The following is a 17,305-nucleotide window of genomic DNA, read 5'->3' as shown; positions in this document are numbered from 1 at the left end:
GCCTTGCGGATTTGGGCGGGAGAATGGCTGCGCTCATTCCGCCGCCGCTTTGGCCTTGGCGCGATCGGCGTTCGGCCCTTCGAGCGTGGCGATCAGGCGGGCGCGGATGTTTTCGAGCCGTGTCGGGTTGTCGATCTTCTGGCCGGTCAGGTCGGTGACGTAGAAAGTGTCGATCACCTTCTCGCCGAAGGTGGTGATGTGCGCCGAGGCGATGTCGAGCGACAGGTCCGACAGCGCGCCAGTGATCTCCGACAGGAAGCCGGGACGGTCGAGGCCCACCACCTCGACCACCGAGAATCGGTTCGACAGCGTGTTGCGGATCTCGGCGCGCGGCTGGATGCGGAAGGTCTTCTGGCCGCGCTTCGGCTTGGCCCGCTTGGCGATCATCTCCGGCAGCCAGCTCTTGCCCGAAAGCACGTCCTCGATCAGCTGGCCGACGCGCTCGGCGCGGCGGCGCTCGTCCTCGTCTCGGTCGAACTCGCGGGAAATCAGGATGATGTCCAGCGCCCGCCCGTCGGAGGTGGTGAATATCTGCGCGTCGACGATGTTGCCGCCGGCAGCCGCACAGGCCCCCGCAATGACGGACAGCAGTCGCGGGTGGTCCTGCGCCAGGATGGTGATTTCGGTGACGGCCTCGAACTCGTGCGTCCGCACCATCGTCGACAGCTGCTTGCCCGCCTCGTCGGCGCCGCGAATGAAGTCCGCATGGCGCTTCTGGTCGTCGAGATCGACGGTCAGGAGGTAGTTCTCGTAGTGCAGCTTGACGTATTTCTTGCGCGCCTTCTCCGGCCAGTCGGCAAGTGCTCCTGCCAGCGTCTCGCGGGCCGCCGCCGTGCGCTCGGCCCGGGACAGCTCGGAAAAGCCGCCGGTGAGCAGCAGCTCGGTCTCGAAATACAGCGTGCGCAGCAACTGGCCCTTCCAGCCGTTCCAGACACCGGGCCCGACGCCGCGAATGTCGCATACGGTCAGGATCAGCAGCAGCTTCAGCCGCTCCACCGACTGCACCACGTCGGCGAAGTCGTCGATGGTCTTGCGGTCGTTGAGGTCGCGCGTCTGCGCCGTCATCGACATGGCGAGATGGTTCTCCACCAGCCAGGCCACCGTCTCGGTGTCGGCGGGCGATAGCCCCATATGCGGGCCGATGCGGCGGGCGATCTTGCCGCCGGCCTCCGAATGGTCTTCCGGCCGGCCCTTGGCGATGTCGTGCAGCAGCACGGCGACATACAGCACTTCGCGCTGCTTCTTCAGCCCGCCGATCAGCGAGTGGCTGAGCGGGTGGATCTTCTCGCCGTCGCCATGCTCGATCTCCGACAGCACGCCGATGCAGCGCAGCAGGTGCTCGTCAACGGTGTAGTGGTGGTACATCGAAAACTGCATCATCGCGACGATCTTGCCGAAATCGGGGATCAGCCGGCCGAGCAGCCCCGCCTCGTTCATGCGCCGCATGTTGAGCTCGGGATTGCGGTCCGACGTCAGGATGTCGAGGAAGTAGCGGTTGGCCTCCTCGTTGCGGCGCAGGCCCTTGTCGACCAGCCCGAGCGAGCGGGTCAGAAGCTTCAGCGCGTTCGGGTGCAGCTCCAGCCCGTGCCGGTCGGCAAACCAGAAGAAGCGCAGCATGTTGACCGGGTCGCGCCGGAACACCTCGTCGTCGGCCACGTTGATGCGCTGGTTGTCGATGATGAAGTCGCTGGTCCCGGCGAGCTTGCGCCGCCGCCGCGAAAAGCCCTGCAAAAGCCCGTGGAAGCCGGGCGCGTCCTTGGCCTGTTCCTCTTCGAGGGCGGCACAGAAGATGCGGGTCAGGTCGCCCACCTCCTTGGCCACCAGGAAGTAGTCCTTCATGAAGCGCTCGACCGCCGAAAGCCCCGGCTGGGTGGTGTAGCCCAGCCGCTCGGCGATCTCGCGCTGGATGTCGAAATGCAGCCGCTCTTCCGGCTTGCCGGTCAGGAAGTGCATGTGGCAGCGCACCGCCCACAGGAAGTCCTCGGCCTCGACGAATTGGCCGTGTTCCCCTTGCGTGAACACGCCCTTGTTGATCAGCTCGGCGCCGGTGCGCACCCGATAATAATATTTGGCGATCCAGAACAGCGTGTGCAGGTCGCGCAGCCCGCCCTTGCCGTCCTTGATGTTGGGCTCCACCAGGTAGCGGCTCTCGCCTGATTTGGAATGGCGGGTGTCACGCTCGGCGAGCTTTGCCTGCACGTATTCGGGCCCGGTGTCCTTCACCAGCTCCTTGTCGAAGCGCTCGATCAGCTCGTTGCAGAGCTTCTCTTCGCCCCACACGAAGCGGGCTTCGAGGATCGCCGTGCGGATGGTGATATCGCTGCGCGAAAGCCTCAGGCATTCGTCGATGTTGCGGGTGGCGTGGCCGACCTTCAGCCCCATGTCCCACAGCATGTAGAGCATGTATTCGACGATCTGCTCGCCCCACGGCGTCTGCTTGTAGGGCAGCAGGAACAACAGGTCGATGTCGGAGCCCGGGGCGAGGGTGCCGCGGCCATAGCCGCCGACGGCCACCACCGCCATGCGTTCGGCCCGCGACGGGTTCTTGGCCCGGTAGACGTGGGTGACGGCGAAGTCGTAGAGGACGCGGATCACCTCGTCCATGAGGTGCGATATGCGGATGGCGCAGGCGGTGCCGCCCTCGTCCTCCATCAGCATGGTCTCGGCGATCTTCTTGCCGGCGGCGACGCGCTCCTTGAGCATCGCCAGCACCGACGTCCTGATCGCCGGATCGGCGCCGTTGCCGTCTTCGCCGGTCAGTGCGCTCAGGTCGCGGCGCAGCGCGTCCGCGTCGATCAGAAGCTCCAGGTTGAGCGGAATGTCTGTCATGTGCCTCGGCTGGCCTCGCCCTTGAGGTCGCGTCTATAGCGCGATTTTTCCGCCATGGGTATGGCTGCGCGCTGTTGCAGTTCCCGCTGATATGGGTGCGCCGGGATGCCGAGCCAGCCAGGGAACGATTGCCCCGGCGTCCTCGTTAGAGATTGTCGAACATGTGTTCGACAAAGCCCGTCCCTTTTGGGGCGCGCTGGGGAACAGGGGTTTCGAACACGCCATCCCGCCGGGCTGTTGACCTTCCCCGTACTGGAACCTCTAGAATCGCTGCACGAGGAATGCGGAACCTGCGACATGAACGACAAGCACGACCATCACGGCCACCAGCATCACGCGGCCAACACCAAGGCCCCGGCCGAAGGCGAAGCCGTCGTGCGCGATCCGGTCTGCGGCATGACCGTCGATCCGGCCGCCGGCAAGCCGACGCTGGAACATGCCGGCCACCGTTACCATTTCTGCAGCGATTCCTGCCGTGACAAGTTCGAGGCGGCGCCGGACAAGTATGTTAGCGCCAAGGATCCGGTCTGCGGCATGGATGTCGCCCGCGACACGGCCAGGCATTTCCTCAAGCACGAGGGCTCCGGCTACTATTTCTGTTCCTCCACCTGCGAGGGCAAGTTCACCGCCGAGCCGGCAAGATACCTTTCCGGCAAGGCTGCGGCGGAGCCGATGCCCAGGGACACGCAGTACACCTGCCCGATGCATCCCGAGATCATCCGCGACAAGCCCGGTTCCTGCCCGATTTGCGGCATGGCGCTCGAGCCGATGATGCCGAGCGCCGACGACGGCCCCAATCCTGAACTGGTCGATTTCACCCGCCGCTTCTGGGTCAGCGCCGTCCTGTCCATTCCCCTGCTCGTCATTGCCATGGGGCCGATGGTCGGCCTGCCGGTGCGCGACTGGATCGGCGAACCGCTGGCCTCCTGGCTCGAGCTGGCGCTGGCCACGCCGGTCGTGCTGTGGGCGGCGCTGCCCTTCTTCCATCGCGGCCTGGATTCGTTCCGCAACCGCAGCCCCAACATGTGGACGCTGATCTCGCTCGGCGTCGGCGCGGCCTATATCTATTCGGTCATCGCCACGCTGTTCCCCGGCCTGTTCCCGCACCAGTTCCGCGGCCATGGCGGCTCGGTGCCGGTCTATTTCGAGGCGGCGGCGGTCATTATCGCCCTCGTCTTCCTCGGCCAGGTGCTCGAACTCAGGGCGCGCGAGCGCACCGGCTCGGCCATCCGTGCGCTGCTCGATCTCGCGCCCAAGACCGCCCGTCGCGTCGCCGACGACGGCTCCGAGGCCGAAGTGTCGCTCGACCAGGTGGTCGGCGGCGACCGCCTGCGCATCCGCCCGGGCGACAGCGTTCCCGTCGACGGCATCGTGCTCGAAGGCCGCTCCTCGGTCGATGAATCGATGATCACCGGCGAGCCGGTGCCGGTCGAGAAGACCGAAGGCGACAAGCTCACCGGCGGCACGCTCAACAAGAACGGCTCGCTCATCATGCGTGCCGAAAAGGTCGGCAGCGAAACGGTGCTGTCGCAGATCGTCGACATGGTCGCCAAGGCCCAGCGCAGCCGCGCCCCGATCCAGGGCCTCGCCGACCGCGTCTCGTTCTACTTCGTGCCCACCGTGGTGCTGATCGCCATCGTCTCCTTCATCGTCTGGGCGCTCATCGGCCCTGAGCCGAGCATGGTCTTCGCCTTCGTATCGGCTGTCTCGGTCCTCATCATCGCCTGTCCCTGCGCGCTTGGCCTCGCCACGCCGATGTCGGTCATGACCGCCACCGGCCGCGGCGCCCAGGCCGGCGTTCTGATCAAGGACGCCGAGGCGCTGGAGCGTTTCGCCCGCGTCAGCACCCTCATCGTCGACAAGACCGGCACTTTGACCGAAGGCCGGCCGAAGCTGACCGACGTCGTCACCGCCGAAGGGGTCGGGGAAAAGGACCTGCTGTCGCTCGCCGCCGGCCTCGAGAAGGGCTCCGAGCATCCGCTCGCCGAGGCCATCGTCGAGGGTGCGGCCGAGCGTGGCGTTGCCGCACCCGACGTCCACCACTTCGAATCGATCACCGGCAAGGGCGTCGTCGGCGCGGTTTCGGACCGCAAGGTGGCGCTCGGCAATGCCGCGCTGATGGCCGATCTCGGCATCGACTTCGGCGACCTCGCCACCCGCGCCGACGCGCTGCGCGGCGAGGGCAAGACCGCGATGTTCGTCGCCCTCGACGGCAAGCCGGCCGGCCTCGTCGCCGTCGCCGATCCGATCAAGGCTTCCGCCGCCGCCGCCATCCGCGAGCTGCACGGCCTTGGCCTGCGCATCATCATGGCGACCGGCGACAACGCCCGCACCGCCAAGGCCGTCGCCGACAAGCTCGGCATCGACGAGGTCCGCGCCGACATGCTGCCGGAGAGCAAGAAGGCACTTGTCGACGAGCTTTGCGCCAAGGGGCAGGGCGTCGCCATGGCCGGCGACGGCGTCAACGACGCGCCGGCACTCGCCGCCGCCGATGTCGGCATCGCCATGGGCACCGGCGCCGACGTCGCCATGGAAAGTGCCGGCATCACCCTGGTCAAGGGCGATCTCGGTGGCATCGTCCGCGCCCGCAAGCTCGCCCAGGGCACCATCCGCAACATCAAGGAGAACCTGTTCTTCGCCTTCATCTACAACGTCCTGGGTGTTCCGGTCGCGGCGGGCGTCCTATATCCGGTCCTCGGCACGCTCCTGTCGCCGATGATTGCCGCCGCCGCGATGAGCCTGTCGTCGGTGTCGGTCATTGCCAACGCGCTGAGGCTCAGGGCGATCAAGCTCTGAACCGCGGCTCCCAAGAAGGATGTTCTGTATGAACCTGATGAAGAAGATCGTGCTGTCCCTGATGGCTGCGGGCATGCTCGTCGCCGTCATGCTCGAAACCGCCTCGGCCCAGATGGACCACGGCGGCCACGCCATGGGCATGACCGCCCCCGCCACCGACAGCGCTTCCGCCCAGGCCTACAAGGCGGCCATGGACAAGATGCACAAGGCCATGCTGGCGATCGAATATTCCGGCGACGCCGATGTCGATTTCGCCCGCGGCATGATCCCGCACCATCAGGCCGCCATCGACATGGCCAAGGTCCAGATCGAGCACGGCAAGAACCCCGAGATGCGCAAGCTCGCCGAAGCGGTCATCGCCGCCCAGGAGACCGAGATCAAGGAGATGGAAGCCTGGCTCGCCGCCAATCCGGTCAAGTAGCGCGAAACGGACTGCAGCGTCATTGCGGTAGCCAACGCCGGATGGCGCTGTAAGCTGGCGGAAACCGCCGAGGAGACCGCCATGCCATCCACGACCACGACGCTGCCCGCCGGCGAAGCCGTGCCGGTGCTCGGCCAGGGCACCTGGATGATGGGCGAGGACCGTGCCCGCGCCGCCGACGAGGTGGCGGCGCTGCGGCTCGGGCTCGACCTTGGCGTCACCCTGATCGACACGGCCGAGATGTACGGCAATGGCGGCGCCGAAAAGGTCGTCGGTGAAGCCATCGCCGGCCGCCGCGACGACGTCTTCCTCGTCTCCAAGGTACTGCCCTCCAACGCCTCGCGCAACGGTGTCGTCAGGGCTTGCGAAGCCAGCCTCAAGCGCATGCGCACCGACCGCATCGACCTCTATCTGCTGCACTGGCGTGGCGGCGTGCCCCTGGCCGAGACCATTGCCGTGTTCGAGGAGCTGCACCGTTCGGGCAAGATCCGCCACTGGGGCGTCTCCAATTTCGACGCCGACGACATGGAGGAGATGGAGCGGCTGCCGGCAGGCAGGAACGCCCAGGCCAACCAGGTGCTCTACAATCTCGGCCGGCGCGGCATAGAGTTCGACCTGGCGCCCTGGTGCCGCGAGCATGGCATGCCGGTCATGGCCTATTCGCCGGTCGAGCAGGGCGCCCTGGCCGACGATGCGGGCCTTCAGGCCATCGCCGCCCGGCACGACGCGACGGCGGCGCAGCTGGCGCTTGCCTGGGTCATGGCCCGGCCCGGCGTCATCGCCATCCCCAAGGCCACCCGGCTCGAACATGTCAGGCAGAACGCCGCCGCGCGCGACATTCGCCTCACCCCTGGCGATCTTGCCGAGCTGGACACGCTGTTCCCGCCGCCGGCGCGCAAGCGGCCGCTGGAGATGATCTGACCCCGGTCAGTTCGCCCTGACGGTGCAGCCGCCGGCCCGCCGCCCTTGCCGGTGCAGGAAACACTTGGCGACCCGGCGGTCAGCTCGCCAGCGGCAGGTTCGGGTTTGCGCCGCTGGCGCGGCCGAAGCCGCGCTTCTTGCCAGCGGCATAGCCGTCGTCGAAGGGCTGCGGCCGCGCGATGCCGTAGCCCTGCGCATAGTCGACGCCGATGTCGCGCAGCGCCATGGCGATGTCGTCGTTCTCGACGAATTCGGCGATCGTGCGTTTGCCCGTCACCTCGCCGATGTGCTGGATCATCTCCACCATGGCACGGTCGATGCGGTCGACGAGCATGTCCTTGACGAAGCCGCCGTCGATCTTGAGATAGTCGACCGGCAGCGCCTTGAGGTAGCTGAACGACGACATGCCCGAGCCGAAATCGTCGAGCGAGAAGCGGCAGCCATGCGCCTGCAGCGCCTTGATGAAGCGCGCCGCGCTGTCGAGGTCGGCGATGGCGCTCGTCTCGGTGATCTCGAAGCAGATCGTCGACGGCGCCACGCCGCTGCGCACGAACTGCTCCAGCACGTAGCTGACGAAGCTGTCGTCGCCGAAGCTGGCGCCGGACAGGTTGATGGCGCAGATGGCGATCGGGTTGTCGGGCTGCGTGCGCTTGTGCACGGCCAGCCGCTCGAAGGCCGAGCGAACCATCCAGCGGTCGATCAGCGGCATCAGCCCGTAGCGTTCGGCCGCCGGGATGAAGGCTCCGGGCGGGATCATGTTGTTGTCGGCGTCGGCCAGGCGGATCAGGAGCTCGATATGCGCGCCCGTCGTCTCGTCCGCCTGCAGCGGCACGATCTCCTGCGCGTAGATGCGGAAGCGGTTCTGTTCCAGCGCCTCGCGCAGCCGCTGCACCCAGGCCATCTCGCCCAGGCGATGCTCCAGTTCGAGGTCGCCGATCTGCTGCAGCTGGATGCGGTTGCGGCCCTTGTCCTTGGCCATGTAGCAGGCGATGTCGACGCTGCGCAGCGTCTCTTCCAGGGTCATGCTGGCATCCGACAGGCCGACGACGCCGATGCTGACGCTGGTGCTGAAGGCGCGTCCGGCCCAGACGAAATGCAGCTCTTCCACCGCCTTGCGCAGGCGCTCTCCGGTGCACGCCGCCAGCTCGGCAGGGCAGTTCTCCATCAGCACGCCGAATTCGTCGCCGCCCAGCCGCGCCAGCAGGTCGCCCGACCGCAGGTTCTGCCGCAACGCGGTCGACACTTTTCGCAACAGTTCGTCGCCGGCGGCATGCCCGCAGGTGTCGTTGACGATCTTGAACTGGTCGAGGTCGAGATACATCAGCGCATGTGTCGATGGGCGCTTTGCCAGGCCTTCGAGCGAGGCGCTCAGCCGGGTCTCGAATTCGAAGCGGTTGGCGAGAGAGGTCAGCGTGTCGTGCCTCGCCTGCCAGGACAGTTGCGCCAGGAATTCCTGTTCCTTGGTCCGGTCGTGGAACACCAGCACCGCGCCCACCACCCGCTGCTCGACATAGAGCGGCGCGCCGACAAGCGAAATCGCCACGCTCGACAGGTCGGGCCGCACCAGCTGCTGCGGCACGCCGCTGCCGTCGATCGCCTCGCCGGCGAGAACCCGCGCCACGAAGCCGCGGTCTTCCTGGTCCGCCTCCTCGTTCATCAGGCGAAACAGCTGGTCGAGCGGCTTGCCCCTGGCGTCCGCGCCGCGCCAGTCGAGCAGCCTCTCCGCCGCCTCGTTCATGTAGTCGAGCCTGCCGTCCCGGTCGGTCGCCACCACCGCTTGGCCGATCGAGGCCAGGGTGATCTGAGCCCGCTCGCGCTCGGCGTTGAGCGCGTCCTCGAAGGCTTGGCGCTGTTGCAGCAGGTTTCCCGTCCGCCGAATGGCGAGCAGGATCAGCAAGGCGGCGGTGATCACGTTGACGCTGAGCAACAGGTTGGTGATGGCGCGCGATCCGCGTCCGAGCGATTGCGAGAACGCATCCGCCAGCGGTGCCGTGTCGCCGTTGAGGCGCTGGATCTTGCGGCTCCAGTCGGCGCGCATGTCCGGCGTGGCGCGGTTGCTGGAGATCTCCTGGTGCATCGCCTCGCCAAGCGCCGCCACCTCGAGGATCTTGGGGTCCGCGTCGATCCAGCGTTGCACCGCGTTGGACAGGTAGCTCACGTCCCTGAAATAGCGGAACAGCCAGATCATGCCCGGAATGTCTTCGGGGTGGTTGCCGGCCCGCCGGAAGCTGTCATAGGCGGCGTCGTAGTCCGGCACTGGCTGCTCCATCGCCAGCCTGGCTTGCCGGTCGGCCAGCGGCACGGCGATCGTTTGCTGGAACCGGTGATGGTAGTGTTCGTCGCCGGTGCTGGCATACATGGCCAGGCTGTAGATGGCGTCCTTCTGGCCCTTCGACCAGGCGCTTTCGCCCGCAACATAGGCGCGCACCGCCGAAAGCGTGTAGAGGCTGGCGCCGGCGATGATGGCCTGCACCAGCACCACGGCGATGAACGGCCACAGCAGCGCGAACAGCCGGAATCTGGATCTGATATCGCGTAGCCTCGTCACATGCCCCAACGAAACGAACTCGCTCTCACCTGCAGTTGTTTTCGCGTCCTCGGCGCGATGTTTCGCAAAACCTATATCGGCGGGCTTTAAGAATTCCCTTCACGGCAGGTTTCAGGAACGTTCGGGTATATTGACCTTGCGGCAGATGTTTCCAGTATGGGCAGCAGGATATGCCTGTGCGTCTGGTTGGCTGCCGGTATAGGCTGCGGCGACACCGTGTTGTTCGAGGAAAAGATGCAGAACCGGACATACCATTGCTCGTCGTCGGCCTGTTCGGTCGCGGCGCCGGCCGGGGCGCAGCCACTCTGATGGCGCCCGTCACCGTCGATCCGGCCAAGGTCCACGAATTCAAGGACGCCGGGAGCTTCTACCGCTGGCTCGGCATCCATCACGACAAGCAGGACGAGGTCTGGATCAGGATCCACAAGGTCGCTTCCGGCCTGCCCTCGATCACGCCCAAGGAAGCCATCGACGTCGTGCTGTGCTGGGGCTGGATCGACGGCGTCCGCAAGGGTCTCGACGACACAAGTTTCCTGCAGCGCTATTCGCCGCGCGGCAGGAAGGGCACCTGGAGCCAGATCAACGTTGACAACGTCGCCCGCCTCATCAAAGAGGGTCGCATGACCGAGCACGGCATGAGGCAGGTCGAGGCGGCCAGGGCCGACGGACGCTGGGATCGTGCCTACAAGTCCGGCAAGGACATGAAGATCCCCGACGATCTCCAGGCCGCCATCGACGCCGAGCCGGCGGCAAGGGAGATGCTCGGCAAGCTCAGCGCGCAGAACCGCTTCGCGCTCGCCTTCCGCACCCACAACATGAAGACCGAGGCCGGCCGCAGGAAGAAGATCGAGACCTTCGTCGAGATGCTCAAGCGCGGCGAGACGATCTACCCGCAGAAGATGAAGTAGGTCGACCGACGCCGAACGTCAGGCCCGATAAAGCCGCAGCGGCTTGGTCGCCTCGCGGCTGACCACGCCCCGTGCCTCGAGATCCAGCTGGGCCGCCTTCAGCCACCAGCCGGCCTTGTCGCCGCCGGGAAACAGCTCTTGAGGCAACAGCGGCAGCAGCGCCGCCTTGGCCTCGGCCACCGTCAGTCCCGGTGTCTTGGCCGGCAATACGGCCAGCAGCGCGTCGCGCATCGCCGTGTATTTGGCCTTGTCGACGCGCACGACGTGGCCGGGCGAGATCACGTTCCTGATTTCGATCTTGTCAGCTGCCTTGGACATCGAGCTCGCCCTGGACATAGTCGAGTTTGGGGGCCCGAAAACCCATCGCCGCCCAGGCCGCCAGCAGCCGCCACATGAAGCGGCCGGAATGCTTGGCGTAGCTCGGCAAGCCATCCGCGAACTCGACGCCCGGTCTGCGGTCGGCGGTCATCGTGCGCATCTCGAGCGGTGGCCGGTCGTCGGGCTGGATGCGCTCGCGATAGAGCGACAGCCAGTGCCCGCCCTTGAACTCCAGGAACATCGGCGCATTGCAGCAGGCGGCCACCACGCGCCGGGTTGGCGCCGCCGGGCTCAGCCGGTGTTCGCGCAGCAATTCCGCACCGCGCACGCAGCGCACCCGGTCCTTGCGGTAGAGTGCAAAGACGGTGCCGCCGTCGCTTTCCAGCACCGGCGTCCCGCCGGGCAGGTCTTCGAAAATCTTGCCCGCCTTCTGGCAGCTCGAGCAATGGCAGGCCGCCGTGACGATCGGCACCCCGCTCGCCTCGAACCCGACGCGTCCGCATCTGCAGCTCGCGCTTCGCATCTGTGACGTGGAACCTGACATCTTCGCCGCTCCCGTTGGGGTCCAGCAACTAGACTGTACCGTCCAGTTTGATTTGTCAATCGGATCGGCCTATCCTGCCGCCGGGATTGCCGACGCCAGGGAAGGGCCAGCCATGAGCGGTGCGAAAAGTCGCCAGCAGCGGACACGCGACGCCATCGTTTCGGCGGCAGCCGTGCTGTTCCTGAAGAACGGTTTCCTCGGCACCAACATGGACGAGATCGCGGCCACGGCCGACGTCTCCAAGCAGACCGTCTATGCCCATTTCCAGAGCAAGGAAGCGCTGTTCCTCGACGTTGTCAGGGGCATGACCGGCCTCGCCGGCGACGAGCACGAGCAGCAGGTCGCCGAGCCCGAGGACGACCGCCCCATCGGTGCCTACCTCCAGGAATTCGCCGAGCTCCAGCTCACCATCGTCATGACGCCCCGCCTGATGCAGTTGCGGCGCCTGGTCATCGGCGAGGCCGGACGCTTCCCCGAACTCGGCAAGGCGTTGCATGCGCTTGGGCCCCAGCGCTCGATCGGCCGCCTGTCGCGCGCCTTCGAGCGCTATCGCCGGCAGGGCCAGATGCAGGCCGAAGACCTCGAGGCCGCCGCCGGCTTCTTCAACTGGCTGGTCATGGGCGGCCCGGTCAACGACGCCATGCTGCTGGGCGACGGCGCGATCCTGTCGCGCCAGGCCTGCCGCAGCCACGCCCGGGAGAGCGTCCGCATCTTCCTGGCGGCGTACGCACCGCGCTAGACGCGCACGCCGCATGGCACCGGCCTATGGCCGGCACCGGGCAGGGCTCATTGCCCGGGAGCCATCAGGTCGCGCACCAGCCTGTCCTTCACCAGCCTGATCATCTCGGCATGCAGTTCCCCGCGCGGCCTGCTCGCCTCGTCGGAACAGATCGGATCGATCTCGCCCACCGACTTCAGCACATCGGCGGCACCGTCCTTGCATTCCGGCAGGAAGCTGAAATGCGTGGCGCCGGCCACCGTCGCATAGCTGCCCTTCGGCGTCAGTTTTGCCAGCTTGTCGGAGATCACGGCCAGCGGGATGGTTTCGCCCTCGCCGAGATTGATGAAGTGCATCGGGATCGCGATCTCCGTCAGGCTCTGCGCATCGTAGGCCTGGGCGAGGCCGGGATCGGCCAGCACAGCCGTCTTGATGCGGCGGTCGAGGTTCGACTGCTCGAAGCGCGCCCGCTCGATGCTGCGCAGGTCGAGCCTGTCGACCGTCACCCGCTCTTCGTCGACATAGCCTGTGCCGCCGGCAAACCAGGCGCAGTCCCATTTCTTGTAGCCGTCGCAATAGCTGGCATAGGCCTCGAGATCGGCGCGTGCGCCGGCGAGCTCCATCGCCGCGGCGCCGCCGAGCGAAAAGCCGACCACGCCGATCCTGTCGGCGTCGATGACGTTGCTCCAGGCCGGGTCCACGGTCATCGCGTCGATGACGGCCGAAAGGTCGCCGGTGCGCTGCCACAGCTTCGGCGTGTCGGCCGGCGTTGAATCCCCGCTGGTCGTGCCCGGATGGTTGGGGCCGGCAACGACGAAGCCCGCCTTGGCCAGTTCGGTGGCGAGCCAGCCCATGGCCTGCACGCGGCTGCCCGAGCCGTGCGACAAAAGCACCAGCGGATGGCGGCCCGGCACGGGCGGCGCGTCTCGCGCGGCTGGCGTACCCTTGAAAACCCTGTTGTCGCCCAGGGTCGTCGGCGTGCCGCCGGCGCCGGCCGGATACCAGACGGTCACGGCAAGGTCGCGGCCGGGCTGGGCCACGGTCCCCTCGCGCACGCCCACCTCCGAAGCGAAGCAGGTGGAAACGAAGCCGATGAGGGCAGGAATGGTGGAAAGCAGCTGGAGCATGAGAACCTCGCTCTGTTTTTCGAAACGACGAGCCAGCAATGGCGAAATCGGGCAGCCTCATCGTCCTCGATCGCGATTCAGGTCGTGCTTGATCGCGATGCAGGCCATGATCGGCCGTCTTTTCCTCAGGTGAGATTCGCCTTGATCTTCGTGCCCCTGTCCTTCGTCGCCGCGCTGTTGCTGGTCATCCTGCTCGTCGCGGCGCTGCGCGCCCGGGAAACCACCGGCGGCAACACGGCATTCCTCGTCCTCGTCGCCCTCTGCGCCGTGCAGTCGGTCGTCGTCGGCCTGCGCTGGGGCTACCATGTCGAGGCGGCGCGTTATGTCCTGCCGATCCTGGCAGCCAGCCTGCCGCCGCTGGTGCTCCTCAGTTTTCGTACCTTGCTCCAGCGCGACGATGCCGGCAGCGGCGCCGTGCGCTGGCTCCACGCCTTGCCGCCGCTGGTCATGATCGCTCTGGTGCTGTTCGTGCCCGCCCTCATCGACGTCGCGCTGATCGTGATCTTCGTCGGCTATGCGCTCGCCGTGCTGAACCTCGGGCGCAGCGGTCCCGACGCCCTTGTCGAGGCGCGCCTCGACAGCGCGGTCGCCGCCCACCGCGCGCTGGTCATCGCCGCCGCAGCGCTATGCCTGTCGGCTTTGTTCGACCTCGGCGTGCTGCTCGCCTTCGAATGGTCGATGGGGGCGAACGCCGAGATCATCGCCAGCAACGCCAACATTCTCGGCTTGTTCTTCATCGGCCTGACCGCCTTCGTCGCCTCGCGCGCCCATCCCTCGGCGCCGACCCAGCCCGGCCCGCCCGAGCCGTCGCCCTCCGAGCAGGACCGCGAAATCCTCGACCGGGTCCAGCGCCTGCTCGTCGACCAGAAGCTCTATCGCGATGACAACCTCACCTTGTCGCGGCTGGCCCGCCGCGTGGGCGTGCCGGCGCGGCAGATCTCCGGCGCCGTCAACCGCCTCGCCGGCAAGAACGTCTCGCAATACATCAACGACATCAGGATTTCCGAAGCCTGCCGCCTGCTGCGCGACACCGACATGTCGGTCACCGCGGCCATGCTCGACGCCGGCTTCCAGACCAAGTCCAACTTCAACCGCGAGTTCCGCCGCGTCACCGCGCTCAGCCCGGCCTCCTGGCGCGAACAGAACCGGCCCCGGGCCACAGCCTGAGGCCGGCTATCTTTTTTTGCGCGGTTTTATCCCCGCAGCCCGTCAAAGAACGCCGCGACCTCTTGCGCCCACGCCTCTGGCACCTCCATCGCCGCGAAATGGCCGCCGCTGCTGAGCTCCGTCCAGCGCACGATTGTGTTGCTTGCCTCGCCATAGCGGCGGATGGCGATCTCGTCGCGGGCAAACACCGCCACCCCTGTCGGCACGCCCGAATTCGGCTTCGGCGACCACGCCTCCGGGTCGTGCGCGTTCTCGTAATAGAGCCTTATCGACGAGGCGGCGGTGCCGGTGAACCAGTAGACCAGCACGTTGGTCAAAAACCCGTCCAGATCGACCGCGTCGGGACTGTCGCCGAAGCCGGCAAACATGTCGCCCAGCCAGGCGATCAGCCCCGCCGGCGAATCCGAAATGCCATAGGCCAGCGTCTGCGGCCGGCTCGACTGCAGCGCGTTGAAACCGAAGCGTTCGGCCATGAACTGCTGCAACCGCTGCAGCCTGGTCTTCTCGGCGTCGCTGAACGTCGCGATGTCGCTCGGATCGATGGGCCCGAGCGGAATGAAGCCCATCGTCGCCGCGTTCACATGCACGCCGATGACCCGTTCGGGCGCTGCCCGGCCGATCGCCGGTGCGATGATCGCGCCCGCATCGCCGCCCTGCACGCCGAAGCGCTGATAGCCGAGCCGCGTCATCAGCTCCAGCATGGCGTTGGCGATGCGCCCGTCGTTCCAGCCGGCCTCGCGTGTCGGGCCGGAGAAGCCGAAGCCGGGCAGCGACGGGATGACGAGATCGAAACCGGCCTTGGTAAGTGGTGTGATCGCGCCCAAAAACTCGACGAACGAGCTCGGCCAGCCATGCAGCAAAAGCAGCGGCACCGCATCGGCAACGCCCGACTTCACATGCAGGAAATGGATCTTTTGGCCGTCGATCTCGGTGACGAATTGCGGGTGGCGGTTGATTTCGGCCTCCTGCGCGCGCCAGTCGAAGCCGTTCTTCAGCCGCTCGATCGCGCGGGTGACGAAGCCCGACGCCATGCCATAGCTCCAGCCCGCGCCCGCGACCTCGTTGGCGAGCCGCGTGTTGGCCAGGCGCTGCTTGAGGTCGGCCAGTTCGGCCTCCTGAATGGCGATCTTGAAGGGGGTGATGTCAGACATGTGCCGCGTCCACTTTGACTTGGTGCATCGACCCTTTCGAAAACAGCTTCCGCCATCAGGGGCCGTGCACGGGGTTGAAAGTGCGTCCTTTCTAGCCGGCGGCAGGGTGCGCGGGATTGAAGATTTCCGACAGTTTCAGCGGCGCGCGGCCTGCCCGGGTGTCGTGCCCATGATCGCCTTCACCGAGCGGATCATGTGCGGCTGGTCGGCATAGCCGAGCGCGAAGGCGACGTCCGCCGCCGGCCGCCCCTGCTGCAACAGCGCCAGCGCCTTCTGGGCGCGCTCGATCTGGGTGAAGGTCTTGTAGGTGACCCCGGTCGTCTTCAGGAAATGCCGCTGCATCGTCCGCTCCGACATTGCCATCGGATGCCCTGAGACGACCGACGCGACCACCCGGTTGTCCTCGACGATACAGTTGCGCACCAGCTTGCGCACGAAGCCGTCGACGGTCTCGAAAGTCGGGATCTCCAGCACGTCCGCCCCGAGCCGGAAGCGGTCCTTGCCGATCATGTCCAGCACCACCCCTTGGTCGCGCATCACCTCGCCCGGCATCAGCGGCATGAAGCTGCTCGGCTTGAAGGCGATCGCCAAAATCTCGTCGCCGGCGGCATAGTCGTGGGTGACGGCAGCCGTGGTCAGCCCGGTGCGCAGCACTGACGTGGTATCGCCGTTCCTGAACGACCCGTCCTAGCTCGGCTGCACCTTCACAGAGCCGCCGCTGCCAATCCTTGTCCGCGTCACCCGGCGACCCCTGCAGTGTCACGACCTCATGCATGTCTACCGTCGAACTCCTCGCGAAGGCTGTGTCGCCGCAGATCGATCAGCGATTTCCACAAACCACCAACTCTTCAAAGATAGGACAGCCATTCATACATGAGCTTTGATGCCCGCAGCCGGAACAGCGATCGGAGCGGAAATAGTCTCTGAACGACTTCATATTCGCCGAGTTTCTCCAGATATCCTCTAGGGAATTTTCGGACGTCAACTTATCACCTGCGACGAGTCCGCTCTGAAAGGAACAGGGATGGACCTGCATATCTTCGGACACATAAAGCGAAAATCTTCCTGCGTCGCACGCATCGACGACAGTGGAGCTTGTTGTTGTTCGGCCAAACACGCCGCTCACACAACAGGCGTCAAAGCCAATCTTTATTTTGCAGTCCTTTGACGTTGCCAGTTTGAAAAATTCATCAAGCCTAGCGCTGTGTCGGAGCAGCTTTGCTTCAAAAACCTTTCGGCCCGATGGCTTGTAATTCAGGAACACAAGGGCGTTGATGCCGCGCAGGAATTCTGGGGGATCAGTCATCCAATCAATGGCTGTCTCAACACTGTCGGCATCAAGAATGAAATGGATGTTCGTTCTGATCTGATGACCAGCCAGAAGCCGAATAGTCGCCGCCGTTTCATCGTAAGGGGGATAGGCCGAGACCGCGACCGCGCCGCAATATGCTCTGGTTGCCTCCAATATCCCGACTGTCAGGCCGCGACCATTGGTCGTGTAATTGGGCACGATGTCACGTTCGTGAGTATACCTAAGGATTTCGATGAAATCTGGATGTTGGTTTGGATTTCCGCCTCCCAGTGCAACCTGGAAGGTCCCCATCCGAGCGGCCGAATCAATGACGCTCTTATAGTCGTCAAGCTTCATGTGGTGGCCGGACTTGGTCGAGCTTTTATAACAAAACGCGCATCCCTTGTCGCACCAATTGGTGATCGATATGTCCATGAGTTCGGGGCCGTGTGGCGACCAAAAGGGCTCTGGCATGCCTCTGTCTTCGACGCGAGCGAAGAACCCCGTCTTAGCGTTAAAGAACGTCGAGTAACCCATGTCCTTATAGCGGTTCATCTTGAGCATCT

Annotated in this window: 14 protein-coding genes; 6 read left to right on the top strand and 8 right to left on the bottom strand. The window is 65.7% G+C overall.

Annotated features, from left to right (window positions below):
- Positions 1–33: 33 nt before the first annotated feature.
- Positions 34–2,829, bottom strand: a complete 2,796-nt coding sequence (locus ASC75_RS07040) for a [protein-PII] uridylyltransferase (protein WP_055972221.1) — start codon at positions 2,827–2,829, stop codon at positions 34–36.
- A 297-nt stretch (positions 2,830–3,126) separates the two neighbouring features.
- On the opposite strand from ASC75_RS07040, the gene ASC75_RS07035 reads away from it, so the two are divergent.
- The 3 genes from ASC75_RS07035 to ASC75_RS07025 all read left to right on the top strand — a co-directional run bounded on the left by ASC75_RS07035 (position 3,127) and on the right by ASC75_RS07025 (position 6,967).
- Positions 3,127–5,625, top strand: coding sequence for a heavy metal translocating P-type ATPase (locus ASC75_RS07035; protein WP_055972219.1), 2,499 nt, complete (start codon positions 3,127–3,129; stop codon positions 5,623–5,625).
- Between the two features lie 28 nt (positions 5,626–5,653).
- Positions 5,654–6,046 (top strand): DUF305 domain-containing protein, encoded by a 393-nt coding sequence (locus ASC75_RS07030; protein ID WP_055972363.1) that lies wholly within the window; start codon positions 5,654–5,656, stop codon positions 6,044–6,046.
- 81 nt (positions 6,047–6,127) lie between these two features.
- Entirely contained in the window at positions 6,128–6,967 is an 840-nt protein-coding gene (locus tag ASC75_RS07025; protein WP_055972216.1) for an aldo/keto reductase, read from the top strand.
- 79 nt (positions 6,968–7,046) lie between these two features.
- Here the strand turns inward: ASC75_RS07025 and ASC75_RS07020 are convergent, their stop codons facing one another.
- A complete protein-coding gene (locus ASC75_RS07020) occupies positions 7,047–9,515 on the bottom strand; it encodes an EAL domain-containing protein (protein WP_244487773.1) in 2,469 nt (822 codons plus the stop codon).
- Between the two features lie 308 nt (positions 9,516–9,823).
- Between ASC75_RS07020 and ASC75_RS07015 the strand changes: the two genes are divergently transcribed.
- The gene (locus tag ASC75_RS07015; RefSeq protein WP_055972359.1) at positions 9,824–10,423 is read left to right on the top strand and encodes a YdeI/OmpD-associated family protein; all 600 of its coding nucleotides are present in this window, start codon (positions 9,824–9,826) and stop codon (positions 10,421–10,423) included.
- Between the two features lie 18 nt (positions 10,424–10,441).
- On the opposite strand, the gene ASC75_RS07010 is transcribed toward ASC75_RS07015, so the two are convergent.
- On the bottom strand, positions 10,442–10,741 hold the full coding sequence (locus ASC75_RS07010) for a hypothetical protein (protein ID WP_055972213.1): 300 nt from the start codon (positions 10,739–10,741) through the stop codon (positions 10,442–10,444).
- Positions 10,725–11,213 carry a hypothetical protein gene (locus tag ASC75_RS07005; protein ID WP_244487772.1) on the bottom strand — a complete coding sequence of 163 codons (489 nt, stop codon included), beginning with the start codon at positions 11,211–11,213 and terminating at the stop codon, positions 10,725–10,727. The genes ASC75_RS07010 and ASC75_RS07005 overlap by 17 nt, the downstream gene beginning before the upstream one ends.
- Positions 11,214–11,397: 184 nt before the next feature.
- Here ASC75_RS07005 and ASC75_RS07000 point away from each other — a divergent pair, with 184 nt between their 5' ends.
- Positions 11,398–12,024, top strand: a complete 627-nt coding sequence (locus ASC75_RS07000; protein ID WP_055972207.1) for a TetR/AcrR family transcriptional regulator — start codon at positions 11,398–11,400, stop codon at positions 12,022–12,024.
- Between the two features lie 47 nt (positions 12,025–12,071).
- Here ASC75_RS07000 and ASC75_RS06995 read toward each other — a convergent pair whose 3' ends face one another.
- Positions 12,072–13,130 carry an alpha/beta fold hydrolase gene (locus tag ASC75_RS06995; protein WP_055972356.1) on the bottom strand — a complete coding sequence of 353 codons (1,059 nt, stop codon included), beginning with the start codon at positions 13,128–13,130 and terminating at the stop codon, positions 12,072–12,074.
- Positions 13,131–13,280: 150 nt separating this feature from the next.
- Between ASC75_RS06995 and ASC75_RS06990 the strand changes: the two genes are divergently transcribed.
- Positions 13,281–14,297: an AraC family transcriptional regulator gene (locus tag ASC75_RS06990; RefSeq protein ID WP_348271280.1), complete on the top strand. Its 1,017-nt coding sequence runs from the start codon at positions 13,281–13,283 to the stop codon at positions 14,295–14,297.
- A gap of 26 nt (positions 14,298–14,323) precedes the next feature.
- Here ASC75_RS06990 and ASC75_RS06985 read toward each other — a convergent pair whose 3' ends face one another.
- The 3 genes from ASC75_RS06985 to ASC75_RS06975 all read right to left on the bottom strand — a co-directional run bounded on the left by ASC75_RS06985 (position 14,324) and on the right by ASC75_RS06975 (position 17,303).
- Positions 14,324–15,448: an epoxide hydrolase family protein gene (locus tag ASC75_RS06985; RefSeq protein WP_055972201.1), complete on the bottom strand. Its 1,125-nt coding sequence runs from the start codon at positions 15,446–15,448 to the stop codon at positions 14,324–14,326.
- Positions 15,449–15,583: 135 nt separating this feature from the next.
- Positions 15,584–16,102 carry a helix-turn-helix domain-containing protein gene (locus tag ASC75_RS06980; protein WP_055972197.1) on the bottom strand — a complete coding sequence of 173 codons (519 nt, stop codon included), beginning with the start codon at positions 16,100–16,102 and terminating at the stop codon, positions 15,584–15,586.
- A gap of 166 nt (positions 16,103–16,268) precedes the next feature.
- Positions 16,269–17,303 (bottom strand): radical SAM protein, encoded by a 1,035-nt coding sequence (locus ASC75_RS06975; RefSeq protein ID WP_055972194.1) that lies wholly within the window; start codon positions 17,301–17,303, stop codon positions 16,269–16,271.
- Positions 17,304–17,305: the final 2 nt, after the last annotated feature.

This window comes from Aminobacter sp. DSM 101952, from assembly GCF_001424795.1.
GTDB classification, from domain to species: Bacteria; Pseudomonadota; Alphaproteobacteria; order Rhizobiales; family Rhizobiaceae; genus Aminobacter; species Aminobacter aganoensis.
The sequence above is the reverse complement of the archived record's forward strand: the minus strand, read 5'-3'. Positions and strand labels throughout refer to the sequence as shown.